The sequence below is a fragment of the Streptomyces sp. NPDC039430 genome (assembly GCF_055639435.1).
Genome location: NZ_JBVKAK010000009.1, coordinates 25,960 through 49,175 on the forward strand (window position 1 = coordinate 25,960; position 23,216 = coordinate 49,175).

Genomic DNA, 23,216 nt, shown 5'->3' on the forward strand with positions numbered 1-23,216 from the left:
TCACCGTACTTGTCATGGTCGACGGGGAGCGCGCGTCATCGAGGCCACGACGGAATCCGGGCCCGGAGCGAGCGGACCGGCAGCCGGTCCGCTCGTACCCGTACCGGCGGCCGGTCCGGGCCCGGGTGGACACGACGAAGGCCCGGATTCACCAGGAATCCGGGCCTTCGTTTTCTTCCAGTAGCGGGGACAGGATTTGAACCTGCGACCTCTGGGTTATGAGCCCAGCGAGCTACCGAGCTGCTCCACCCCGCGCCGTTGAATGCAACTCTACGCCATCCGGAGCAAGATCATCACCACTCGGCGCACGGACGGGCTAGGCGGCCTCGACGACATCGGCACGGACCGCGGCGGCCCACTCCACCAGAAGCCGCTGGTAGCGCTCCTGCTCGGCGGGCGGCAGCGCGCCACCGGCGCGCGCCCACAGGGCACGGATCTCCGCGTTGACGACAGCGGCAGACCTGACAGCGCGTAACGAGTCGCCGTCACCGGAAGCGGGGGAAGAAGTGGACGAGGAAGCGAACATAGGACCAAGGCTACGGCCAGCCACTGACAATCGGCAGAGCGTGTCCCCCTACGCTTACACCGGTGATTGAAACCATCGTGTTCGACGTCGGCGAGACCCTCGTCCGCGACGACCGCTACTGGGCGTCCTGGGCCGACTGGCTGGGCATTCCCCGGCACACCATCTCCGCGCTCGTCGGCGCCGCGACCGTCCAGAACCGGGACCACACCGACGCCCTCCGCCTCATCAAGCCCGGCATGGACGTCGGCGAGGCGTACCGCGCCAGGGAGGCCGCCGGCCGCGGCGACCATCTCGACGAATCCGATCTCTATCCCGATGTACGGCCCGCCCTGGCGAGCCTCCGGGCCCTCGGCGTCCGTGTCGTCCTCGCGGGCAACCAGACCGTCAGGACCGGAGAGCTGCTGCGCGGCCTCGATCTGCCCGTCGATCTCGTCGCCACCTCGGGCGAGTGGGGCGTGGAGAAGCCCTCGCCGGAGTTCTTCGCGCATGTCATCGAGGTGTCCGGCGCGGCGCCCGACAGGACGGTGTACGTGGGCGACCACCCCGCGTACGACCTGTTCCCGGCCAGGGAGGCGGGCCTGCGCGCCGCCCATCTGCGACGCGGCCCGTGGGGCTATCTGTGGGCGGACGATCCGGAGGTGATCGAGGCGGCGGACTGGCGGATCGACAACCTGACGCAGCTGGCCGCCATCGCGGCGGAGCAGAGGGAACGCGCCGACCACACGGAACGGGCGGAACGGGCGGAACAGCAGGGTTGACGGAGCTGACAGGGCTGACAGGGCGGGTGGGGCTGACGGTGCCGACAGGACCGCCAGGCCTCCCTGTGGACAGGGCACCTGTGGGCAGGATCCCTGTGGGCAGGACCTCTGCGGACCGGCGCCACCCCGGCTCACACCACGCTGTACTCGTGCGCGGGACCCCCCTGCCACTCCACCCAGGCGGGGTCGTCCAGCAGTTCCCAGGCGTCCGGCAGCCCCGCCAGGCGCAGGAATTCGATCAGATGGTCGTCGGAGTGGGCGAGCCCCATGATCCGCCCACGGACCGTGACCCGCCGCCCGCCTGTCCCTGACGCCCGGTGGACGACGATCGGTGCATCACTCATAGGCCCAAGAGTGCGTCGATCTCGCCTCGTCCGCAGCCTCTGGGACCCGCTTCTTTTCCGCATGGGCTGTCGGTTGGATCACACCCACGGATCACATCCGCGGATACACCCATGGATCACGGCCGACGATCACGACCACGGACACGATCACGGGTCACGGATCACAGATCGCGACCAGTCGTAGCCCGGGAGGCTCCCCCGTCTCAGCGGAGGAGGGCGAAGACCTCGTCGATCGCGGCGCACGTCCGGTCCGTGTCGTCGTCCGTCACGGCGGCCGAGACGAACCAGCAGGCGAGTCCGTGCGCGTTGGTGTGGATCCCGCGGCGCAGCAGTTCGTGCCGGAAGGTGTCATAGCGCCGCTGGTCGAGACGGAGGGTGTCGCGGTAGTGCCGGGTGGGGGCGCCGTCGTCCGAGAACACCACCTGGAACATCGCGCCGACCCCCTGCACCGCGCACGGGACCCGGTGGTCGGTGGCCGCCCGGCGTACGGCCTCCATGATCCGCTGCCCGGTGTCGTCGATCCTCTTGGTGACGGCCGGGTCGGCGAGCGTGCTGAGCGTGACCAGCGCGGCCGTGGCGCAGAGCGGCGAGGCGTTGTACGTACCCCCGTGCTTGACCCGGCCGGTGGCGAGCGCCGCCATCACCTCATGGCGGCCGGCGAACGCGGCGATGGGCAGGCCGCCGCCCAGGGCCTTCGAGTAGACGGCCAGATCGGGGTCGACGTCGAAGAGCGCCTGCGCGCCCCCCGGGCCGGTACGGAAGCCGGTGCAGACCTCGTCGAAGATCAGGATGATCCCGCGCTCCGTGCACGCGTCGCGCAGCAGCCGCAGATAGCCGGGCGCGGGCATGGTGCAGGCGTTGTTGGCGACGATGGGTTCGCAGATGACGGCCGCGAGCCGGCCGCGATGGGCGTCGAGTACGTCGCGCAGCGCGTCCGGGTCGTTCCAGGGGCAGACGACGACATCGCCGGTGACGCCCTCGGGGATCCCCGGGGAGTGCGGGACGGAGTGCGGGGTGGCGTACGGGCCCGCCGCCGCCTCGGGCGGCCGGTTGGAGATCGCGAGGGTGTCCGACCATCCGTGGTAGTGGCCCTCGAATTTGAGGACCGTGGAGAGTCCGGTGTGGCCGCGGGCGACCCGTACGGCCCCCTGGACCGCCTCCGAGCCGGAGTTGGCGAACCGGACCAGGTCGGCGCAGGGCACCATCGCGCGGATCAGCTCGGCGAGTTCGACCTCGGGCACGTTGCAGGTGCCGAACATGGGGCCGTTGGCGAGGACTCCGGTCAGCGCGTCGGTGAGCGCGGGGTGGGCATGGCCGAGAATGGCGCTTCCGTACGCGGCGAGAAAGTCGATGTACTCGTTTCCGTCCACATCCCGAATGCGGGCCCCGGAACCGCCGTTTATATAGAGCGGGTAGGGATGCGGGCCGGTGGAAGTCAGCCTGGAAGAGGAACTGATACCGCCCGCCAGAGACTTCTTGGCGCGTTCGAACAGGGCGCTGCTCTTGGCGGTTCCGCCGAGAGCGGGTACGGCCCGAGCCGCCGCTCCGGCCGGTGTCCCGGAGAAATCGGGAGCACCGGAGAAATCCTGCCGGGCCATATGTCACTCCTGTCCGGGGCGCCATCGCCCACTGGGAACAACTCTTCGGCTTTCACGCAGCCTTGACCGGGATCGCGGACGGTGTCCAGACTCGCTGCGGAGATCCAGAATGCGGCGAAAGGAAGTCCGGCATGACTGAATCCGCTGAATTGGCCGAAAAGATCTCGGTCGTCACGGGCGCGGGCAGCGGTATCGGCCGCGCCTGTGCGCTGGGTCTGCTGGCGGACGGCTGGACGGTCGTGCTGGCCGGGCGGCGGAAAGACCCGCTCGTGGAGACGGCAGCGCTGGCCGGAGCGGACGCGGCGCGCGCCGTACCGGTGCCCGCGGACATCACGGACGGGGACTCGGTAGCGCGGCTGTTCGACGAGGTGGCGACGCGTTTCGGACGTATCGATCTCCTCTTCAACAACGCGGCGGACACCATGCCGTACACACCGACCGAGGACGTCTCGGTCGAGGACTGGCACCGCGTCATGGACTCCATCGCCACCGGAAGCTTCCTGTGCGCGCGGGCGGCGTACCGGATGATGAAGGACCAGACCCCGCGCGGCGGCCGGATCATCAACAACGGCGCCCCCTCCGCGCAGGTCCCGAGGCCGGACTCGATCGCTTTCACCGCCGCGAAGCACGCGGTGGCGGGACTGACGCGCTCACTCTCGCTGGACGGCCGCCGTTACGACATCTCGTGCGGGCAGATCGACATCGGGAACGTGACACCGGTGGGCCGGGAGCAGCCGGCGGTCCGGCAGGCGGACGGCACCCTGCGGGTGGAGCCGACGATGGACGTCCGGCATGTGGTCGAGATGGTGCTGGTCATGGCGAACCTACCCGTGGGCGTGAACGTCCAGTCCGTCGCCGTCATGCCCAGCGCCATGCCGTACGTCGGCCGCGGTTAAGGCGTGTCCGGACTCCTCGACCTGCCCGTACGCGAGGCCCTCCGCGTCCCCCCGGTCTTCCGCGCGGGCCCGGTCTTCCGCGTACGCCCGGCCCTCCTCGTACGCGAGGAACGCCTCGATCCGGGTACCGGCCGTGAGGCGTCCCGCGCGCTCCCACGCCAGTGCCCGGTGCAGCCCGTCGAGATGGATCAGCCCCTCCCGTACCACCAGTCCCGCGTAGTCGATGCCGGGCACCGCCCGCGTGCTGAGGAACAAGGGGGTGAAGGGCGCGGCGGCCAGGGCGTCGAGCTTGCGGGCACAGACCGGGTTCGTACGGGCGTACGCGCCGCCCGCCGCGTCCGGCCCGGCCACCGCGTCCAGCCGGGCTACCGCCTCGGCCACCGTCAGCCCGGACTTGGGGATCAGCTCACGCTCGCCGCCCTCGCCCAGATGCCAGGGAAGGACGACGCGGAGCAGATCGTCCCGGTCGAGCAGCACCCGCCGCCACGACCCGAGGGACAGCTCGGCGTTGCGGATGTGCTCCTCGGCCTCGTCGTTCGTGTTGGCCTCGTGGGCGCGGTCGAGCGGATGCGCCCGCACGAAGGTGTCCAGGACGGATGCGAACGGGACGGCGGCGATGACCCTCATGACGACACGTTCCCCTCACTTCATGGGCTTCATGAGCTTTGTGCTCTTCGCGTGCTTCGTGCGCTTCGTGAACCGGACCCGACGGGGCTCAGCGGTACGCGACGGGAGGTGACGGGAGGCGACCGCGTTCGGGCGGCCTTCCCCGAGGTCCCCTGGCCCGACTCAGCCGGCTCTGCCGCGCACGTACTCGGTGAAGTGCCGTTCGGCGAAGAGTTCCGGCCACCGGCCCCGCCCGAGGTCCAGCTCCCGCGCGGTGGCGAGCAGATGACGCCAGTACGGCTTGACCGGCGGCCAGCGCGTGCCGGTCTGGCAGTACGAGGCGTCGATCATGTAGCGGGGCCGCCCGCCCGACGCGCCGGGAGCCGTACGGCGGGCGTGGAACAGCGCGGAGTGCAGCACCACCGTGGAGCCGGGCGGCAGTTCGTCGATCACGTCCTCGGAGGGCAGCGGGGCGGTGCCGAGATGGGCGCGGGCCGCCTTGTCGGCGACCTCGCGATGCGATCCCGGGAGGACCGCGAGCCCGCCCATGTCCGGCTGGAGACCGCCGATGTAGTGCAGGGCATGGACCATGAGATGGTCGCGGTCGCGCTGCGGGGACTGTTCGTAGTCGTGGTGCCAGCCCTTGCCGGGGGCGCCCGGCGCCCGGCGGTCGCTGTGCAGATGGTGGAAGACGAACGACGGCCCCATGAGGTGCGCGAGCAGGGACATCAGCGGCGGATGCACGGCCAGTTCGCCGTGGGCCGCCAGCTGTATCTCCAGCATGTCCGGCGCGCCGTACACCTCGGGTTCGAGCGCCGCGGCGATGGAACGCTTTCGCAGACCGCTGTCCACCCAGAGGTCGACTTCGCGCTCCAGGAACGCCAGCGAATCGGCTGGGATAAAACCGGGAAGGACGAGATAGCCCCGCTCCTGGAATTGATCCAACATGCTCTCGTCGAGTTCCGGGGAAAGTTGTTCGCGCATGGTGCGATGCCCCTCCTTTTCCGCTCTCCACGAATGGCCCGGCATCCGGTTTTATCCGGAGCAGCGCCCAAAGGTAGCCAACTATTCATCTCGGCAGACCGGGTGGGCGGGACAATGGCCGAAGGGCGACGAAGTGGCGGGAAATGCGCGAAGGCATACGGACGGAAAGGATCCTTCCGCAGACGATTTTCGGCCGTGGCGGCAAAGGCGACGACTATCGCGAAGGCATATGCCTGCTTACGCCTAGACCCGCGCCCATGCCTATACCTATGCCTATACCTATGCCTGCGCCTACGCCTACGCCTGCGCCTGCGCCTGCGCTCACGCCTCGGCGAGCCGGATCGCGTACCGGATGCCCTGGAGTTCCCTCCTCGCCCGCGCCGGGAGTTCCCGGTCGTCGAGGAGCGCCGGCAGACACGCGCTGAGCGCGCTCCCCGCCGCGCCTCCGGGCCGCAGCAGATTCGGCCGGGCCGCCAGCAACGCCCACAGGGTGTGGACGTTGAGGTCGAAGAACCCGTGACGCGGCGTCAGCCCCCGTACGAGGTGATGCATCAGCTTGTCGCCCGGCCAGCGGCCAGGGGTGCGGGCGGCGATGAAGTCGTCGGAGAGCTGGATGTGCGGTGCCTCGCCGATCCAGTACGCCCAGTAGTTCAGATTGGCGGCCTCGCCCGCGTCGTCGTCGGCGAGGGCGTTGTCGATGAAGTGCCGCATCCGGTCGCGGTCCCCGTGCCGGGCGGCGACCGCGGCCACCGAGCGGGAGTTGAGCCAGCCCGACAGCCAGTCGTCGGGCCGTTCGGTGCGCTGCTGGCGGGCCAGCCAGCCGGGAGTGTCGGCCCGGTCGTCGTAGCCGGCCAGATACAGGGCCTGGCGCCGCAGCAGAAAGCTCTCCGCCCCGCGGGCCCGCTCGGCGGTGCGCCGCATCTCCGAGAAGAAGCGACGACGGTCCGCGTCCGCCAGCTCGGGCCCCTGGGGCACCGGACCGCGCCGGGGGCGCGGCGGCTCGGGCAGCGCGGTCAGATACGAGGGAGCGACCCCGTTGAGCGGCCAGGCGAGCACCTCGACCAGATCCCGCCGCATGACACACGCGCCCAGCGGATTGGCCTCGTACGAGGAACAGCCGTCCAGCGCACCGGCGAGCAGGACGTCCGCCTCCATGGCGCGCTCCAGCGAGAGCAGGAGCGCGGGGACGGTGCCCAGCCGCATCAGCCGGTGGCTGTACACGAAGAGCTGCCCGACAGGCACGGCGGTCAGCGCCCGCCGCCCCGACTCCCACCCGGCGACGGTGTCGGCCGACACCCGGAACTGCTCGGCCAGCGCGTCCTGGGTGAGCCCCAACTGCTCGCGGATGATCCGGAAGACGGAACCGGACACGATCCCCGCACGAGCCCTCGGCACGCTTTCCCGACCGCCGGTCAGGGTGAACCGCGGAACGTTCGGCACGAGGCCCCCAATTGCACGCGGACCGCGGTCGGCTACCCGTACCCGTGGTCACTTCAAGCGGTGATCGCCGCTCCCTACTGTCATGAGCCCAGTAATGGACGGGCGGCTCAGCGTAGTGGGAGAGGCGCCCTGCCGATTGCCGCGGCACCGCCCCGGCCCAGTGGGCACGGCGCGGAAGCCACACCTACGGATGACGCGACAACCCGAGCGACGACGGACGGACACGAAGTGGAAGCGGCCCAGTGACTCCGAAGGTGCCCGCCTATACGGCGCCGGCGTGCCGTATCGAGGAGCACGCGGAATGCCACGGCCCGGGCGAGACCCGCCTCCCCTGGCAGTCACGCACGGGCCCGGCGATCGAAACGCTGCGCTGCGACTGCCCCTGCCACGCCACCACCCCCCACCGCCACTTACACGCGGCCCCGCCCCCACCCCCTGCCCGCGTCCAGCCCCCACCCCACGCCCCGGCGCCGGACACATTCCTGAACTGCGGCTGAACCAGCGGCACCCCGGGCCCGCACCGGGGCGGGGAGTTCGGCTCCACGCGAGCGGCAACCGCCCAACTCCTTCTGCCCGGACGGGACGGGCCGGGTTGGTCAGCCAGCTTGCAGAGCGACCCGATGGGCATTCGGTCCAGCTACGACGACAAGGCAGCCCCACGGACCACACGCTTCCGACACGATGAAGGCGTGAGGACGCCCGATGGTCAAGCAACGGCAAAGCCCACCTAACACCGCAGATCGCGAAGGGCGCTCCCCGCGCGGGCGGGGGTGGCCCTTTGCCGGCGGCGTAGGGCGGTCAGTGGCCGGGCCTTGGGCGGCGCCGCTGGTTCGGGGCGTCGGGAGCCTTGCCTCGTGGCCCCCTCAAAGGTCCGTCCGCTCTCGATCGGTCCTGAGACGGCGGAGCGCCCCTGCCCGTCGGGGACGGGAGGGGCGCCCAAGTGCGGGCTCGTAGGGGGATCCCCTGCCTGCGGGTGGTAGGCCGTGTGGGACTCGAACCCACAACCAACGGATTAAAAGTCCCCGGATTTCGCTCTGGCTCGCTCTGACCCACTCCGGCTAGTCCAGTGACCTGCGATTTCTGACGATCCCACTCTGGCTCACTCCGGCAATTCCGGGGTGCTCCGGGAACTCCGCTCACGCACCGCTCACGCAATCCGAGTATCTCCGGGCGGTCTGACCAGCGCGTTCATCCATTGTCCCGGACGCAACTGCGTTCGGCAATGAGGATGTAGAAGAGCCCCCGGCCGTGCGGCCGGGGGCTCTCATTTACTCGGTTCCTCGGGCTACCACTCGGCGCCGCAGTCGAGGCAGCGCTGCTTGCCGTTCGCCAAGGTGATGGTGCTCTTGTGGCCGGATGGGCAGTCTGCGCCGAGAGGCCGGGCGCTGTCGGGCTCGTGCATGATCCACTCCAATCACATGTACTCGTCCGGTTCCCCGCCGTGCTGGTCCTGTGGCCATGCAACGCGGCAGTCCAGGCATGTCAGCCGCCACTGCATCTCGCCCGAGCCGGGATTCATCGCTCGGGACAGAATCACCGCAGTGCCCTTGCACTTGATGCACTGCGCCGGCGGCTTGCTCGCGCCGGAGGTGTAGGCGTCGCGCCACTGCTCGCTCATGTGCCTCAGTCTGTCAGCGGGGCTGATCCCGCCGTGGCTAGAGTCCCAGGATGAGACGCGGGCCGCCGCGGGGGTCAGTGAGATCTTGCCAACTCCGGCCGGTGCCGTCCTCTCGGCACCGGCCGGAGCGCTTACACCTGCGGGCTGCTGGGCCTCAGCAGCCCGCGGGGGTCAAAGGGAGGTACGGCTCTACTTGTTCTTCTTGGCCTCTTTGGCTGCCGCTCGTCGCTGCGAACGGTTTCCCTGCGGATCAGGCGTCGCGGTCCTGGATGACTTGTCCGTGCGGGCGGACACCCCATCCGTGGCGCCAGCGGTACCGACCTTGCGATTGAAGACCAACTCTTCGTCCCTTCGGGTTCTGTCTGGTGGACCCGTCCTGGCTGGCGGCCGGGGCGGGAGTCAATGGGGGTACGCGGGCCCTCGGGCTCACGCCCGAGCCCGAGGGCCCTCACTCCTGCCCGCCAACGGGGTGTAGCGGACAGGGAGTCGGTGGGGATGCACGGCCGCTACGTAGGGCCGGACCAGGGGCCGCTGGGCATCCGCGAGCAGCAGGAGCAGGCGCCCCTCGCAGGCCCGGCAGGCGTCAACCGGGATCTCGGTCGCCGAGTGGCCGGGGCCGGTGGCATTGGTGAGGACGCCGACCGTCACGACGGTGAGGTGGTCGCGCTCGCACATGAAGCAGGCGCCCAGTGCGCCGGTGGCTGTCGGGTCGAGCTGGAGGCGGAGTCTCACGATCGGCCCCCGGAGGCGATGGCGACCGCGAGCACGGCCAGGAGCACGGTGAGGACCGCCACGTACAGCAGCTGCCGGGCCCGCTCGCTCACCGCGGGCCCTCCGGGTGGTGGCAGGAGCACGCGCAGTGCCGGGTCTCGATGGGGGGCTGTGTGGGTGTCTGCCAGGCGAGCCGGGTCTCGCCGGGGCCGGGGCACTCGGCGTGCTCATCAAGGCGACAGGCGGGCGCCGTGTACAGGGCCGTGGTCATGACACATGCCCTGCGGACCCGGCGTGCGCGGCCAAGCGCTCCTCGCTGAATGCCCATCGGTCGTCCTCACCGAGGCAGGTGGCCGTGTACCCGCCGGCGATGGCGATGCTGCGCTGGTACTCCGGGCGCGCGTCGGTGCGTGTGAGGCGGTCCCAGGTGTGGATGAGGCACAGGACCTCGCGGTTGCCCGCGTACAGGGCCATCGCGCCGCACAGGCCGTCGAACTGGCGGCGGTGCCCGTCGGTCAGGGCCGCGTCTCCGAGGTCGAGCCAGATACCCGCGATCTCCCAGCCGTGCAGCGCGGCCCAGTTCCGGCATCCGTCGAGGCGTAAGTCGAGGGGGGCGCGGTGCTCGGTGGCGTGGCGGTCATAGATGAACGCGAGCGGTGGTCGGCCGGGCATACTGCCCCCTCAATCCGTGGCATCTGTGATCTGCGCCACTGACGCTACGGATCGAGGGGTGACACAAGGGCTACAGAATGTAGCCCTCTTTCGTCAGACGACGCCCAAGCGGATGCCGAACTCCGCGAGCTGGCCGCGCTTCTGAGTGCGGATCATCGTGCCCACCGTCTCCCGCACCCCCGAATGCATCCGGGTCGCCTGCGGGGCCAGGCGCTCCGCGGTGAGGAACGCGCCGAGAGCTTCCTCTCGCTGCCCGTTGTAGAAGTGGGCGCGGCCCACATCGATGAAGTGATGCGACCGCCGCTCGGGCGAGTACTGCTCAGGGAGCTTGACCTTTTCCGCGCGCTCTACCGCCAGGCGCCCCTTGCCCATTTCGACCGGAAGGGAGACACCCCAGATGGCCAAGTTCGTTGGTCCGAACTGCAACTGAAAGTCGTTCCGGTCCTCGCCGAGTCTCTCCGCAGTCTTTCCCGCCCGCTTCCAGTGCCGCTCTGCGGACTCGCCATCTGCTGCGCGGGCGTAGTTGAGCGATGCCTTCAGCTCAAACGCCCCCGTCAGCGACACGGCCTCGGGCCCTGGTCCCTTGATGGCTCCGAGGTCGGAGAGCGCGCCGTCGATGATGGCGCCAGCCTCGTCGTGCTCGCCGATGGACAAAAACTCTCCGGCGTCGTACCAACTGGCGGCCAGGATGCGGAGCGGGTCGTCCGTCTCCTGGGCGGACCACACCACGCGCTCGGTGGCGAGCGTCGCATCACTGACGTGCCCGAGCTTGTAGAGGTACTGCATTGCGCATTCGTAGGCGGAGGTAAGCAGCCCGAACGCTGCACGGCGGTCGTCTCCCTCGCTGACCTCGGCTGCCACTTGAAGGTCGCGGAGTAGTGCGGGGAGGGTCCGGCTGGCCTTCGTGAACGAGGCGGAGGCCCGCTGCCGGTTAGCCTCGGTCGTCCGCTTGCGCAGGTCATGCAGGTCAACTTCGCTGACCTCCTGCTCGGTTGGGCGGGCAGGCCGGCCGTGGCGGAGGATCGCGCGGCGTACCGCGGCCACGCCCGCAACGGCCTCTTGGCCGTCGTGGTCGCTCTGTGGGGGAACGACGGGGCCGCCTGTGATTTCGGTGGGGTGGCAGTCGAGAGCGCGGCAGAGGTTGAGGATGATCGCGGGGCGATCGAGGGAACGGCGCCCCTGCTCAAAGGCTTTCACGGCGGAGAGGGAGTACCCGGTTTCGGTAGCGAGTCGTTGTTGTGTCCAGCGGCGGCGCATGCGTAGACGAGACAGCCTCTGTCCGTTGCTGTCTGCGCCCCCCTGGACATCGCTGTAGTGGGGCATACTGGCTCCATTCCTAGCGTCCACTGGGAAATGTACCCCCGTCAGATGGCCGGGCTACGTGGAAGGGCCTTACGAATCTCTGACCGTGAGGCCCTTCTCCATGTCACCGAATGCACGAACGCCCCCTGCCCAGCCCGTGAAGGCCAGACAGAGGGCGCGGTGGGTACGGGGTCAGCGGTAGAGGGCGATCAGACCGGATGCGGTACCGGCCACACCGGCGAGGACGGCAATCGTGGGCATCGGCCAGCGGCCTCGCTCCAGCGCGGCTACGCGCGTCTCCAGTTCCCCTACGTCCTTCTCGACCTGACCCGTGCGCTGGAGCGTGGTGTCCAACCGCCCGTTCAGGGTGGCGAAGCCTTCTGCGACGGTGCCGCGGAGCCGCTCCAGTTCGACCGCGACCTGGGTCGACTCCTGCGGGGTCACCGCAGCAGGCCGGTACGCGGGCTGTGCTTCGCCTGGTACCCGGCGAGGAACGCGAGCGCGGTCGGTATCAGCGGCAGCGCCACGGCCTGGAGCCATGCGGGCAGCGAACCGAGCAAGCTGGAGTCGGCGGCCACCGCGTTGAGTACGGCGATCGCGATACCGACAACGAACGTAACCGCCGATGCGGCCTTGACCTTGGTCTCTACGGGGGCAGTAGCCATGGTGATACTCCGATCAGTTCGGGTGAGGGTCAGACGTTCGGGACCTTGAGGCGATCCCAGGAAGCTCGGCCGGGCACGCCGTCGGCGGCGCTCCCGGAGTAGCCGAGCTTGCGCTGCCACGCGGCGTACGACTTCCGGTCGGCCTCGGACCATTCCGGCCCCGGGCCCACCGCGTACCGTCCGCAGCCCGCAGCCACCAGTCGCTTGCCCATCGCGGTGATGACCGCGCTGCGGCGGCCGGCCGCGAAGAACGCGGCCCCTGGGAACGGTTCGAATGTCGCCGGTGGCTTCGGTGTGGGCTTGGGCTTCGCCGCGGCGAGCCGCTCCGCGACACGGGCCCGCATCGCGTCCATCGTGAAGCCGCGCGGGTCGACCTTGCCGGGCTGCCACTCCAGATGCCCGATCACCGACCGGGCACCCCAGCCGTGCGCTCGACAGACCGCAGCCGAGACGCGCTCGATCGCCTCCAGCTGCGCGGCCGGCCAAGGATCCTTGCCGTCGCCGAGGTTCTCGCACTCGAAGCCGTAGAAGTGCCGGTTCCCGTCGGTGTCCGCCTCGTTGTCGGCGGGCAGCGCCGACTCGTTGATCACCGCGCGCAGCACGTCGCCGTCGCCCGACCCCGCGTGGTTCGCGCGGCCGTAGCCGACCAGGTGGACGGTGCCGTCCTTGGCGATGACTCCGTGGCACAGCGGGCCGGGCAGTGCGCTGTGGCCGTCGCGGCAGAGCCGGACGGTAGAGGCGGTGCCGGAGGTGACGGTGTGGTGGATCATCACGCCGTGGACCGGGCCCCACGGCCCCTTCGAGTTCCGGTTGTGGATGCGCCAGTTGCCGACTTCAACGACCTTCACGCCCTCGGCGCGCAGGGCCGCGAGGAACGCGGCGGCGGACAGCGGTGTGGCCATGTGTGCCCTCCCAGGGCATGCGAAGAGCCCCGGCCGGCTGGCTCGGGGCTCAGGTGTGGGATGGTTCAGATTCGGTTGTGGCCAGGGCTGGTGGTGCCGCCAGCCCAGTCCAGTACTGGGGCCGCGGTCGACAGGACCAGGGCGGTGGCGGCGGTCCAGGCGTTGCCGGTCATGTCGTTGCCCGCGATGACGCACCCCGTTGCCGTGGCGGTCATGGAGACGCCGTTGACGGTGGCGCCGCCGTCCTTGCGGATCATGTTGCCGGTGATGAGGCACCCGGGCGAGGACAGGCGGATCCCGGCGGAGGCCGCCGCGCGGATCATGTTGCCGCTCACGTTGACGTTCCCGCCGGCCGACGTGCTCGCGCCCACGACGATGCCGTGGTTGGTGGTGGTGCCGTCGATCAGGTTGTTCGCCACGACGGCGCTGGAGCATCCGGCGATGTTGATGGCGTTCGACCCTGCGGAGGAGAGGCTGTTGCCGGAGACGTTGGCGCGGTTGCTCTCCTGGGCGAGGATGCCGCCGAGGCTGGTGGCCGTGCACCGGTTGCCCTCGATGACCGCGCCGGTCGCGTAGTCCGCCCGCACGCCGTAGCCGGTGGCCGCGCGGACGGTGTTGCCGCGGATGACGACCTCGGACCACGGTGCGTTGGCCAGGCCCGCGATGCGGATACCGGCATCAGCGCCGGAACCGCTGATGATGTTGTCGGTGATGGTCAGGTCTCTGGACGTCTGCGCGGCGGCGCTGTCGGTGGGCGCGTAGATGCCCGCGCTGCCGGTGCCCGAGATCCGGTTGCCCGAGATGACCGAGTCCCGCCAGTACAGGGCCCGGATGCCGACCTCGTAGGCGCCGGTGATCTCGCAGTCCCGGACGGTGATCCGGTCGTAGAAGGATCCGGTGACGATGCTGTGCGAGCCGACCGCGCGTCCCCAGTTGCCCAGCCGGGCCGAGGGCCCGAACCAGCAGTTGGTGACCGACACGTCCGCACAGGTGGTGCCGTCCATGTCTCCGATCGCGCTGGAGCCGCTCTTGGCGACGTCGATTTCGAGGGCCTCGGACGTGAGTCGGCTCTGGTCGGCCGTGTTGTCCACGAACCCTTCGAATCGGCAGTCGGTGATCCGGGCCCCGGAGACGGCGTTGACTTCCAGGCCGTGCGAGCCGGAGCAGTCCCGGAAGATCGCGTCCTTCACGATGATGTTGGCGCAGTGGATGAACGTCATGATGTTGGTCGTGGCGGTGACGACGCCCGAGCCGTCGGCGGCCTTGTAGCCGTTGCCGTCCCACAGGCCGCCGAGCACGGTGATGTTGGAGTGCCCGGTGTAGGCGGCGAAGGAGTCGTTGCCGTAGAAGTTGCGGAAGCAGCCGGTCGTCGCGTTCACGGACCGGATGGTTGCCCCGTAGGCGATGACGGTGGTGTTGGCCTTGCAGACCATGAAGGTCGTGACGTTGTAGGTGCGGCCGGCCTGGAAGACGACGGTCCCGCCGCCGGCCGTGTAGGCGGCGTCCAGGGCGGCCTGGATCGCGGCGATGTCGTTGGTGACTCCGTCGCCCTTCGCACCGAACGCGTGGACGTCGAAGACACGCTGTGCGCGCTGGTCGACCAGCGCGGCCTGGAAGGTTCCGGGCGTGGACAGTAAGCCGACGCCGGTACGTTCCAGGTAGGTATCCCGCGCTGCGGTGCCTGGCCCCCACGCCTGTTTGCCGTCGGCGGTCAGGCGCCAACGGTCGAACCCGTCGCCGGTCACGAACGCGGCCAGCGCCACGGTGGCCGCCGAGGTCACCGCGACCTGCGCTTTCCCGGTGAGGGTTCCGCCGGTCTTGTCGAGTTTCCCGTCGAGCTTGTCGAGGGCTCCGGCCGCCGCTTCCCGCGCGGCCTGGTACCAGCGCACGGGGTGTCCCGCGGTGTCGAGGTACTCGTACTCGATGGCCGAGATGCTGTCGACCTTGAACGTACGGATCGCGCCCGGGGCCTGGGAGTTGGCCGCGTTGGTCCGCAGCGTGCCGATCGGTGTCGCGCCGTCCGCCTCGTACAGGGCGGTGATCAGTTCTCCGGTACCGGCCACGCGGACGTTGACGGGGTAGTCGGGCACCACGTCGCCGGTCGCGGTGGTCAGGACGTCCGACGGGGTACCGCCGTAGGTGTAGATCGCCATCAGTGCAGCCGCCTCTCAGTCGAGCCAGTAGGAGCCGCTGACGTCCACCCAGGTGCAGCCCACGGCGCCGCCATCCTGGGCGCCGTCCTGGGAGTAGAAGACCAGCGCGCCCGGCGGGGTGTCGTTCTTCCCCCGGACTTCGTAGCGTCCCGCACCGATCAGCGGCGGCCCGGTGAGGCTGAAGTAGGCGCCGGATGTGCCGCTCTGCTCGGGGATGGTGTCGTTGGGGACGGTCGCGATCTGCACACCGTCGGTGCCCACGATCAGTCCCCCGTCGGTACGGACGATCCGGCCGCGGGTGTGGACCTGCTTGCCGATCATCCGTATCTGCGGGGTGAGGGTGCCTTCCTGGTAGCCGGTGGCGAGGGGAAGTGTTCGCCAGGCGGGCAGCGGTTCCCACCAGGTCACCCAGCTGTTGCTGTCGCTGGCCGTCTTCTTCCACAGCGAGCCGTCCGCCGCGCTGACCATCGTGTTCGCGGGGGCGCCAGCGTAGAGGCTGTTGCGCTCGGCCAGATCGGCGACGTGCAGGATCAGGTGGGGGTCGATATCGAGTGCCAGCTCGGCGAGTTGCCCGGGGCCGGCCGGGGCGTTGTTGCCCGCCGGGATCCGGATGTTCGCCAGTCCAACCGTCGCCATGATGCGGGCTCCTTACGCGGAGAAGGTGATTCGGAGAGAGCCGCCCGTGAAGGCGGCGTAGTCGGTCCTGCCGGAGGCGTAGACGGCCAGGCCCCGGGCGCTGCCGGAGGCCAGGGCGCTGCGCCAGGCGGCGGGCAGCGGTGCGGTGCCGCGCGCGCCGACGGACAGCCGCAGCAGGTCTTCCGGGCCGTCGCCGAGGGAGAGCTGACCGGAGGGCGGCAGGGTGTAGTTGTGCAGGTACACGTGCGCGGGGCGCTTCGCGTTGACGCCTGTGCCGCGCCGGCGGGTGAGGGTCAGCGTCATGGAGGCCACACTCTTGCCCGCACACGCTGCGGCGATCGCCGTGCCGTAGAACCATCCGCCGCGCAGGTTGCCGCCGCCGGTGTAGTCGCCCTGGTAGGCGGCGCCGTCGCGGCCCTCGTCGGGGCGGCCGTTGCGCCAGGAACCCGCACTGCTGGGGCTGATGGTGACTGGGCTCGGCGCGCGGCCTGGCGGTTCGGGCGGCGACGGGTCGGTCAGGGATCCGATCTGCGCGTACAGCTCCACCTTGCCCTGTGCGTTCTTGCGGATGAACAGGGTGCTGGTCGTCTGCCAACCGGGCCCGGTCGGTGCCACGGTGCCCCAGGTCGCCGCGCGGATGACCTGAAGGTCGGCCGCGGCGTCCTCGGCGATCTCCCGGATACGTGTCTCGGTCGCCTCGCCCGGATCATCGCCCAGGCGCCACATCACCACCGGGCGGGACCCACGCCGGACGGCGACCCAGTCGCCGGCCTTCCGGTTGCGGTAGGCGTCCGTGCACGGCACGTCGGTGATCAGCGCGCCGCCCATGAGCAGGTTCACCCCGAGGTCGGTGACGTCGTCCACCTGGGCGCTGACCGTGGCCACGTTGGTCGCGCTGCTGGCGTCGAGGGCCAGCTGCGCGCCGAGTTCGGACGCGGCGTCACTCATGTCAGCCTCCGTGCGGTCGTGCGGGTGGTGCAGGACATCGCCACAGCGCCGAGGCTGTACGAGCAGGAATCCACGATGTGGCGCTGCCACTGGGCGGGCCGGACTTCGACCTCAACGACGTCTCCGGGTTCCAGGCCCGGATGGCAGGCCGCGGTGAACGACAGCGACGACTGGATACCGAGGGAGTCGGCGAGCTTGGCCCGTCCGACCTCTTCGGCCTGGCCCACGCTGGTGATCAGCGGCGAGGAGTATCGGTCCACGCGCACGCGCACACCGGCCAGGCCCAGGCGCTGCGGGGCGAGCGGGTCACCGACCGGGTCCGGCCCCGCGTAGGTGAGGCTGGTGGGGTCGTCGTCCCACACGAACACCGGTCCCACGGACGGAGCTCCGTCGCCGCCGTCGCCGCTGATGGCCCACACGTTCACGAGCCCCTCGGCGCTCTGCTGCTCGGCGGGCTCGACCAGGGCGAGACCGTAGGGGATGCGCCAGACCACCGGATCGGACAGGGTCGGCACCGGCCCGAACGTGGCCACCCCCCGCGCGTCGCACCAGAATTCGCCACCGAGCGCCGTGGCGATTCCGGTACCGGCGCCCGCCGTGTCCGTGCCGCCGCTGAGCGCCGCCCATCGGTCCGTCTCGACCACGAACGCCGGGATGGTGGTGTCCGGGTCGACACCCGTGCGCCAGGCCACCGCAGCGGCGGGCAGCGCCTCGGCGATCAGACCGGACGCCAGGGCGCGTGCGGAGTCCGGCCCGACGGTGCGCGGCATCGGGAACCCGGCCGATCTGACCGCGTCTTCCAGCCCGAGCAGTTCGACGGCGGCGCCCGTGCGGGTCCGGCTGATCCGGTCCACGACGTAGCGGCCGGCGGGGATCCACTCCACGTCCATGCGCGGCGCCCCGATGCCCTGCCACAGCCTGACCTGGGTGGCCATGGTGTTGATACCGGAGGCGCCCAGTGGGACGCCGAGCAGTTCGGCGGTGCCGCTGTAGCGGCACTCCGCGGTACGGTCCGGGCGGACTTCGGCCCCGCCCACCTGCGGCACAGGGGTCCAGGTCCGGCCGTCGTTCGTCCACTCCGCGCGGACCGGGCGCCTCGCGGCGCCGGTGACAGCGGCCTGCGCCCCGGGGGATATTCGCAGCATCAGGTGATCCCGTTCGTGCTCGCCGACGCCCACGTGGAGTAGCTGGACGCGACCGCGTCCCACGTCGCGAACTCGGCAGCCATCTGGTCCCACGACCAGCCGGGCAAGCGCATCGCCTGCCCGGCGGTGTCCGGACGGGCGACCGGCTCGATGGTCCACGTGAACTGGTAGCCGCCCGAAGCGCCGAGACGGCCCGTCGACACCGGCCCGCTGATATCGGACGGCACATGGAACGCGTCCGGCAAGGTGACGTAGCCGGGCCGGGTCTGGGCGAGCAGGACACCGGAGCGCAGCAGCGCGCGGACCTGGTCGACCTGCTCGGGCGGCACGTCGATAGTGACCGGGTAGGACTCCGCGGCGTGCTGGTCGAACGCCACCACCCGGTAAGGGCTTCCGGGGACATCGGCCACGGACTGGCGGCCCGCGCTGGTCGCCTCCGGCCGCCCCACGATCATCACCCGCAGGGAGAGGCTGGGTTCGTCCAGGCTCTTCAGCCATAGGTCCTTGCTCTGCCCGGGTGCGGGTGCCGGAACGGTAATGGCCAGGCTCGATGCGGGGCCGGCCGTGCCGTCCGCATAGAGGGCCGTGGCCGTGTAGATGACCGCGACGCCGAGCGGGGCTTCGTGGTCGTAGGCCGTACCGACGCCCTCGATCGCCCAGGCCGGATCGGCGGACCGCACGGGAACGGGGCCGCCGGCGCCCGGGTCGGTCCGCGTGATGCGGACCTGCCGGACGCCGGCGACACCGGGCAGCGCCGTCCCGGCGGTGTAGTCCACCGAGAGGACCACGCCCGCCCACAGGTCCTGGACGATCGCGGCGAACCAGCCGTCAGGGCTGGTGATCCTCTCCGGCGGTGTCACCTGCGGTGCGTTCGGGTCCACGATCATCGGCATGGTTACCTCCCTCTCGCGCCCGCGCGCTTACGCTGCCGGACGGTGCTCAGGCCCGCGTTCACACGGGTGTCGACGTAGCCGTCCAGCTGTGAGCCGTCCGGCAGAACGATCGCGACCGACAGGCCGTCGAGCAGGTCCGTCCCGCTGGCGGCGGTACGGCCGGAGGTGACCGGAACTACAGACTTCCTGGGAAGTGCGGCTTCGGCCAGACGTTCGGCGGCCGTAGTCAACGCGGGCCCGGAGGCCGCCATACCGGCGACCAGACCGGCCCCCAGATCCTTACCGGCCTGCGCGCCCTTGCGGCTCGGCGAGTGCGCGTCCAGGCCCTTCTTCGACCTGATCGCCTTGACCGCTCCCGCGCCGATCTTCGCCATCGCCGCCTGGATGTTCTTCTCATCGGCCATCAGCCCGGCCAGGAAGCCCTTCGACGCGGCCGATCCCGCGTCGTACATGGCGTCGGCCATCGTGTTGCCGTAGCTGCTCGACAGCTTCATGCCGGACTTCGCCAGGGCGTTCAGCTGCTTGACCTGAGCGGCCGAGGCACCGGAGACCATCCCGGCCAGTGCACTGTCCGGGCCCATCGCGACCAACTGCTGAATGAGGCCCTGGTCCAGGCCCTTCTTCGACATGAGGGCGATCTGTTTCTGGAACGCTTCGGCGGTGTTCTGCTTGCCCTGCATTCCGCTGATGAGGCCACCGATCGACGTCACATCAGACAGGTTGGACAGACCCAGAAAATCCGCCGCGGCCTTCTGCTGGTCCCCGGCCGCCGCCTTCGCGGTCGCGATCTTCGAGCCGATGGCGTCCCGCTGCTTGGCCATCGTCTGGAGCCGCGCCGACGCCTTCGCCGTCGATACGGCCAGCGACTTGCCAGCGCCGCCCGCGTCCTTCAGGTCATCGGTCAGCGCCTTGGCCGCCTTGGCGATCTCGGCCGCCGACCCCGTGAGGGACTTGGTGAAGTTGACCAGGTCGGCCGGGATCTCCTTGCGGGCCTGCCCCGCCTTGGTGACCTTGGTGCCCTTAGCGAAGCCGCGCATCGAGCCCAGGCGCGCGGCCATGGCCATGGACGTACGGGTGTCGTACACGTCCTCGCCGCCCCGGAACCGCACCAGTTCCGGCCCGCGCTCACCGACCCACGCCAGCTCGCCCGAGCGAGGCCGGCCGCCGTCGGCGAACCCCCTCAGCCCGTACCGGTGGGTGAATAGCGGGTCCATGTAGGAGCGGGCCCGGGAACCGACCAATACCCCGTCCCCGCCCCTGCTCTCCACGTTGGTGCCGTTGATCGTCCCGGCCGTGTGGCCCACGCCCGCGTTTGTGATGCCGATCTGGTACGGAGAGCGCGCGTTGAGCACCCAGCCCGGCGGCGCCGTCGCCCCGGAGAACGCCCCGGTCGCCCACCGGCGGTGGGGCTTGTGGCCCCGGATGACGGACTCGATCGCGGACAGGAACCCGGAGCAGTCCCACGACGGATTGCCGTTGCCTGCCCACTGGTAAGGCAGGCCCGCCTGGGTGCGCGCCCACGACAGGGCCGACGTGAAGCCCTTGCCGCCGATACCGGCCTTCTCCATCTCCGTGTCGGCCTTGCCGGAGAAATCGAAGATCGTGGACAGCATCTTCTTGGGGATGCCAGTGACCATGTCCTTATAGACGGACGCGGACCCCGAGATCTTGTTGATCAGCGGCGTGACGATGCTGTTCAGCCCCGCCTCGGCGGACGCCTTGACGCCGTCCTTCAGCCAGTTCACGCCCGACTTGGCAAGGTCGACACCCTTGGACGCGGTCGACTTCACCCAGTCGAAGATGCCGCCCTTCGCGAAGCCCTGCCCGTCCCGGAACCGATCGAGGGACTGCCCGCGCATCGCCGCCGAGTTGACTGCGTGCAGCCGGGCCCGCTCGTAGGGGTCGCGCATCGCCTCGGAGACGTACACGCCCTCGCCGCGGCGCATCGGCACCAGCTGATCGTCACCCTGCCGGAAACTAGACGATCCCGGCAGCACGCCGCCCCGGGCGAAGCCCTTCACGGTGTCGAGCGTCGGGGCGCCGAAGACCTCGGCAACCTTGTTCCACGTCCCGACAATGCCGCGGTTGTAGACCGTGTTCACGATGAACGCGACGGGCGCCTTGGCGATGCCCTTCACCTTGTCCCACGCCAGCTTGATCGCCTTGCGTGCCGTGTCGAACGCGACACTGACCAGGCCGATCGCGGACTTCAGCCGGTCGAACACCGGGCGGATACCGGACTCGTAGACCGTGCTCACCACGGTTTTGATGCCGTTCAGGGCAGGTCTGACGGCGTTGTTCCACAGCCACGTGAACCAGTCGCCCGCCGTCTTCAGCCCGGCCGTCAGATACCCGAACACGGTCTTCACACCGCTCCACGCCAGGTTGAAACCGGCCACGATCCAGCCCACCACCGGCTTCACCGCGGCGTTGTAGAGCCACCTGACCCAGCTGGCGACCGTACGGATGCCGGTCATGAGGTAGCCGAAGACCACGCTCACCCCGGACCACAGCAGCGTCGCCCCCGAGACGATGCCCGCCCAGGCGGGCTTGAAGGCGTTGTTCCACAGCCACAGCGCGGCCGTGCCGATCGCCGAGAACACGGGCTTCAGGGCCGTGTTCCACAGCCACATCGCCGTCGTGGCGAGGAGCTTGAAGGCCACGTACAGGGTGACGCCGATGACCGTGGCGACGATCCGCACCCCGGTGGAGATGAAGCTCAGGGCCGGGCTGATCGCGCTGTTCCAGAGCCACATCGCCGCGGCACCGATCGCCTTCAGACCGGTCATCAGGTATCCGAACCCGGGCTTCAGAATGCTGTTCCACATGAACGACCAACCGGCCTGGATGCCCTGCCAAGCGCTCTGGACGATGGTGCGGAACGTCTCGCTCTTCTTGTAGGCGATGACCAGCGCGGCGCCCAGGGCGACGAGGCCGATCACCACGAGCGTGACCGGGTTCAGCGCCATCACGGTGTTGAACGCGGCCTGTACGGCGGCCCAAGCCCGGGTCACGGCCGTGATGCCGCGAACCGCGATCGAGTACGCGCCCAGCACCCCCAGCGAAATGCCGGTGGCGATGGCGTTGGCGGACAGGGCGAGAGTCACGCCGCCGATGGCGATGGCCAGCGGAGCGAACCAGATGCCGTACTCGCGGACCCAGGCCACGCCGTCCATGAACCCGGCGGCCACCGCCTTCACGGCGGGTACGAGACTGCGGTCGAACCATCCCGCCGTCGCCTTCACGGCGGGCAGGACATCCCGGTTCAGGAAGCCGGCGAACTTCATCAGCGGGGGCAGCGCGTACTTCGCGGTGGCGTCGCCGATCGTCATCAGAGCGCGCCGTTTGAACTGCTCGAACGACGTCCCCGCGTCCTTCCGAAGATCGTCCCCGGCTCGCTTCGCGGCACCGCCCACCCGGCCGAGGTCGGCTTCCGCCTTGGACGGGTCCAGGGCGAACAACGCGCCTGCGAGGTCCTCGGCCTTGGCCCCGAACAAGGCCACCGCGGCGGCGTTCCGGTCGACCGGGTCTTTCATCTTGCGCAGCCGGTCCAGGACGTCTTGGAGGCCAGAGGCCGCGCCCCGGCCGCCCGCCGCGATCTGCGCGGTCGTCGTCTTGGCGTCCAGGCCGAGGGCCTTGAATCCTGCTGCGGATGTGGTGCTTCCGTCCGTGGCCCTGATCTGGAATTCCTTCAGCGCGTCGCCGAGGGTGTCGGTGTCCCGGGCACCGGCCTTCATGCCCTGCGTCAGCAGACCGGTCACGGTCTTGATGGGCAGGCCCAGCGACCTGAAAATGGTGCTGTACTCGTTGAACGTATCGGCGAGGTCGTCGGCACGCGGGCCCATGACCTGGAAGCCGCGGGTGAGGGTGTCGAACGCCTCGGTGGCGTTCTTCGCCAGGCCGGTCTTCACGGCCTGTCCGGCGGCGTTCGCGCCCTGGGCGAGGTCGACTTCGAAGAGCGTGCTGAGGTCCTGGGCCCGGGTGGCGATCGCGGCGAGCTGCTTGGTGGTCGCCTTCTCCGGCGCCAGGCCCGACGCCATGATGGCGCGAACCGCCGCGGCTCCCTCTTCCACCGTGCCGGTGACCGTGTCGGTGAACAGCTTCCCCGCGGCGGCGCCGGCGCGCTGGGCGTCCTTCGCGGACAGGTCCAGCTGCGCCTTCAGCTTGCCGGTCGCCTTCTGCTTCTCGATGGACTGTTCAAGTCCCTTGACGACCAAGGCCCCGACGCCGACGCCCGCCGCCAGGGCCCCGGCCATCATCTTCGCCTTCATGCCGCCCATGAGGCTCTCGCCGCCCTGGGCGCCCGCGCGGGCGGACGCCTGGGCGACGGGCTCGCCGATCTCCCTGCCGAGCTGGCTGGCGAACCCGGACATGTTCGGCAGGACATCGACCCATACGGCACCCGCACGGGGCATGACA

The 23,216-nt window shown here is 70.0% G+C and carries 21 protein-coding genes and 1 tRNA gene; 2 read left to right on the forward strand and 20 right to left on the reverse strand.

The genetic code is table 11. From position 1 onward, the window contains the following. Positions 1–181 precede the first annotated feature (181 nt). A tRNA-Met gene (locus ACZ7LS_RS22450) sits at positions 182–255 on the reverse strand. Positions 256–316: 61 nt separating this feature from the next. Beyond that, on the reverse strand, positions 317–526 hold the full coding sequence (locus tag ACZ7LS_RS22455) for a hypothetical protein (RefSeq protein ID WP_356509386.1): 210 nt from the start codon (positions 524–526) through the stop codon (positions 317–319). A gap of 65 nt (positions 527–591) precedes the next feature. On the opposite strand from ACZ7LS_RS22455, the gene ACZ7LS_RS22460 reads away from it, so the two are divergent. Beyond that, a complete protein-coding gene (locus ACZ7LS_RS22460; RefSeq protein WP_385130973.1) occupies positions 592–1,284 on the forward strand; it encodes an HAD family hydrolase in 693 nt (230 codons plus the stop codon). Positions 1,285–1,415: 131 nt separating this feature from the next. Here ACZ7LS_RS22460 and ACZ7LS_RS22465 read toward each other — a convergent pair whose 3' ends face one another. Further along, positions 1,416–1,628, reverse strand: coding sequence for a hypothetical protein (locus tag ACZ7LS_RS22465; RefSeq protein ID WP_249951663.1), 213 nt, complete (start codon positions 1,626–1,628; stop codon positions 1,416–1,418). Positions 1,629–1,831: 203 nt separating this feature from the next. Next, positions 1,832–3,226 carry an aspartate aminotransferase family protein gene (locus ACZ7LS_RS22470; protein WP_385130591.1) on the reverse strand — a complete coding sequence of 465 codons (1,395 nt, stop codon included), beginning with the start codon at positions 3,224–3,226 and terminating at the stop codon, positions 1,832–1,834. A gap of 131 nt (positions 3,227–3,357) precedes the next feature. Between ACZ7LS_RS22470 and ACZ7LS_RS22475 the strand changes: the two genes are divergently transcribed. Continuing rightward, positions 3,358–4,122 carry an SDR family oxidoreductase gene (locus tag ACZ7LS_RS22475; protein ID WP_165371938.1) on the forward strand — a complete coding sequence of 255 codons (765 nt, stop codon included), beginning with the start codon at positions 3,358–3,360 and terminating at the stop codon, positions 4,120–4,122. Here ACZ7LS_RS22475 and ACZ7LS_RS22480 read toward each other — a convergent pair. The 16 genes from ACZ7LS_RS22480 to ACZ7LS_RS22555 all read right to left on the reverse strand — a co-directional run bounded on the left by ACZ7LS_RS22480 (position 4,051) and on the right by ACZ7LS_RS22555 (position 23,212). Next, positions 4,051–4,749, reverse strand: a complete 699-nt coding sequence (locus tag ACZ7LS_RS22480; protein WP_382877345.1) for a DUF6309 family protein — start codon at positions 4,747–4,749, stop codon at positions 4,051–4,053. The two genes, ACZ7LS_RS22475 and ACZ7LS_RS22480, sit on opposite strands and share 72 nt — an antisense overlap. Positions 4,750–4,911: 162 nt before the next feature. Beyond that, a complete protein-coding gene (locus ACZ7LS_RS22485; RefSeq protein WP_385130594.1) occupies positions 4,912–5,712 on the reverse strand; it encodes a phytanoyl-CoA dioxygenase family protein in 801 nt (266 codons plus the stop codon). Positions 5,713–6,033: 321 nt separating this feature from the next. Beyond that, positions 6,034–7,107 carry a helix-turn-helix domain-containing protein gene (locus ACZ7LS_RS22490; RefSeq protein ID WP_385130597.1) on the reverse strand — a complete coding sequence of 358 codons (1,074 nt, stop codon included), beginning with the start codon at positions 7,105–7,107 and terminating at the stop codon, positions 6,034–6,036. 1,459 nt (positions 7,108–8,566) lie between these two features. Beyond that, positions 8,567–8,770, reverse strand: a complete 204-nt coding sequence (locus tag ACZ7LS_RS22495) for a hypothetical protein (protein ID WP_385137427.1) — start codon at positions 8,768–8,770, stop codon at positions 8,567–8,569. 426 nt (positions 8,771–9,196) lie between these two features. After that, entirely contained in the window at positions 9,197–9,502 is a 306-nt protein-coding gene (locus ACZ7LS_RS22500) for a hypothetical protein (protein ID WP_385137425.1), read from the reverse strand. A gap of 246 nt (positions 9,503–9,748) precedes the next feature. After that, positions 9,749–10,153, reverse strand: a complete 405-nt coding sequence (locus tag ACZ7LS_RS22505) for a recombinase family protein (protein ID WP_385137423.1) — start codon at positions 10,151–10,153, stop codon at positions 9,749–9,751. A 93-nt stretch (positions 10,154–10,246) separates the two neighbouring features. Next, positions 10,247–11,476, reverse strand: a complete 1,230-nt coding sequence (locus ACZ7LS_RS22510) for a helix-turn-helix domain-containing protein (protein WP_385137421.1) — start codon at positions 11,474–11,476, stop codon at positions 10,247–10,249. Between the two features lie 171 nt (positions 11,477–11,647). Beyond that, positions 11,648–11,899, reverse strand: a complete 252-nt coding sequence (locus ACZ7LS_RS22515) for a hypothetical protein (protein ID WP_385137419.1) — start codon at positions 11,897–11,899, stop codon at positions 11,648–11,650. After that, positions 11,896–12,120 (reverse strand): holin, encoded by a 225-nt coding sequence (locus ACZ7LS_RS22520; RefSeq protein WP_385137418.1) that lies wholly within the window; start codon positions 12,118–12,120, stop codon positions 11,896–11,898. Before ACZ7LS_RS22520 ends, ACZ7LS_RS22515 begins: the two co-directional genes overlap by 4 nt. A gap of 29 nt (positions 12,121–12,149) precedes the next feature. Further along, positions 12,150–13,022 (reverse strand): peptidoglycan-binding protein, encoded by an 873-nt coding sequence (locus tag ACZ7LS_RS22525; RefSeq protein WP_385137416.1) that lies wholly within the window; start codon positions 13,020–13,022, stop codon positions 12,150–12,152. Positions 13,023–13,087: 65 nt separating this feature from the next. Then, a complete protein-coding gene (locus ACZ7LS_RS22530; protein WP_385341754.1) occupies positions 13,088–15,175 on the reverse strand; it encodes a right-handed parallel beta-helix repeat-containing protein in 2,088 nt (695 codons plus the stop codon). Positions 15,176–15,190: 15 nt separating this feature from the next. Beyond that, positions 15,191–15,811 (reverse strand): hypothetical protein, encoded by a 621-nt coding sequence (locus ACZ7LS_RS22535; protein WP_385137185.1) that lies wholly within the window; start codon positions 15,809–15,811, stop codon positions 15,191–15,193. 12 nt (positions 15,812–15,823) lie between these two features. After that, the gene (locus tag ACZ7LS_RS22540; RefSeq protein WP_385137187.1) at positions 15,824–16,759 is read right to left on the reverse strand and encodes a hypothetical protein; all 936 of its coding nucleotides are present in this window, start codon (positions 16,757–16,759) and stop codon (positions 15,824–15,826) included. After that, the gene (locus ACZ7LS_RS22545; protein WP_385137189.1) at positions 16,756–17,904 is read right to left on the reverse strand and encodes a phage tail protein; all 1,149 of its coding nucleotides are present in this window, start codon (positions 17,902–17,904) and stop codon (positions 16,756–16,758) included. The genes ACZ7LS_RS22540 and ACZ7LS_RS22545 overlap by 4 nt, the downstream gene beginning before the upstream one ends. Next, positions 17,904–18,797, reverse strand: coding sequence for a hypothetical protein (locus ACZ7LS_RS22550; protein WP_385137190.1), 894 nt, complete (start codon positions 18,795–18,797; stop codon positions 17,904–17,906). The genes ACZ7LS_RS22545 and ACZ7LS_RS22550 overlap by 1 nt, the downstream gene beginning before the upstream one ends. 2 nt (positions 18,798–18,799) lie before the next feature. After that, positions 18,800–23,212, reverse strand: coding sequence for a phage tail tape measure protein (locus tag ACZ7LS_RS22555; RefSeq protein WP_385137192.1), 4,413 nt, complete (start codon positions 23,210–23,212; stop codon positions 18,800–18,802). Positions 23,213–23,216 lie beyond the last annotated feature (4 nt).

Excerpts from the sequence above, each read along its gene's own strand:
- ACZ7LS_RS22550 (WP_385137190.1), bottom strand. The coding sequence starts at position 18,797 with ATGCCGATGATCGTGGACCCGAACGCACCGCAGGTGACACCGCCGGAG.
- ACZ7LS_RS22510 (WP_385137421.1), bottom strand. The coding sequence starts at position 11,476 with ATGCCCCACTACAGCGATGTCCAGGGGGGCGCAGACAGCAACGGACAG.
- ACZ7LS_RS22530 (WP_385341754.1), bottom strand. The coding sequence starts at position 15,175 with ATGGCGATCTACACCTACGGCGGTACCCCGTCGGACGTCCTGACCACC.
- ACZ7LS_RS22475 (WP_165371938.1), top strand. The coding sequence starts at position 3,358 with ATGACTGAATCCGCTGAATTGGCCGAAAAGATCTCGGTCGTCACGGGC.
- ACZ7LS_RS22505 (WP_385137423.1), bottom strand. The coding sequence starts at position 10,153 with ATGCCCGGCCGACCACCGCTCGCGTTCATCTATGACCGCCACGCCACC.
- ACZ7LS_RS22545 (WP_385137189.1), bottom strand. The coding sequence starts at position 17,904 with ATGCTGCGAATATCCCCCGGGGCGCAGGCCGCTGTCACCGGCGCCGCG.
- ACZ7LS_RS22495 (WP_385137427.1), bottom strand. The coding sequence starts at position 8,770 with ATGAGCGAGCAGTGGCGCGACGCCTACACCTCCGGCGCGAGCAAGCCG.
- ACZ7LS_RS22465 (WP_249951663.1), bottom strand. The coding sequence starts at position 1,628 with ATGAGTGATGCACCGATCGTCGTCCACCGGGCGTCAGGGACAGGCGGG.
- ACZ7LS_RS22480 (WP_382877345.1), bottom strand. The coding sequence starts at position 4,749 with ATGAGGGTCATCGCCGCCGTCCCGTTCGCATCCGTCCTGGACACCTTC.
- ACZ7LS_RS22535 (WP_385137185.1), bottom strand. The coding sequence starts at position 15,811 with ATGGCGACGGTTGGACTGGCGAACATCCGGATCCCGGCGGGCAACAAC.
- ACZ7LS_RS22455 (WP_356509386.1), bottom strand. The coding sequence starts at position 526 with ATGTTCGCTTCCTCGTCCACTTCTTCCCCCGCTTCCGGTGACGGCGAC.
- ACZ7LS_RS22525 (WP_385137416.1), bottom strand. The coding sequence starts at position 13,022 with ATGGCCACACCGCTGTCCGCCGCCGCGTTCCTCGCGGCCCTGCGCGCC.
- ACZ7LS_RS22520 (WP_385137418.1), bottom strand. The coding sequence starts at position 12,120 with ATGGCTACTGCCCCCGTAGAGACCAAGGTCAAGGCCGCATCGGCGGTT.
- ACZ7LS_RS22540 (WP_385137187.1), bottom strand. The coding sequence starts at position 16,759 with ATGAGTGACGCCGCGTCCGAACTCGGCGCGCAGCTGGCCCTCGACGCC.
- ACZ7LS_RS22555 (WP_385137192.1), bottom strand. The coding sequence starts at position 23,212 with ATGCCCCGTGCGGGTGCCGTATGGGTCGATGTCCTGCCGAACATGTCC.
- ACZ7LS_RS22485 (WP_385130594.1), bottom strand. The coding sequence starts at position 5,712 with ATGCGCGAACAACTTTCCCCGGAACTCGACGAGAGCATGTTGGATCAA.
- ACZ7LS_RS22470 (WP_385130591.1), bottom strand. The coding sequence starts at position 3,226 with ATGGCCCGGCAGGATTTCTCCGGTGCTCCCGATTTCTCCGGGACACCG.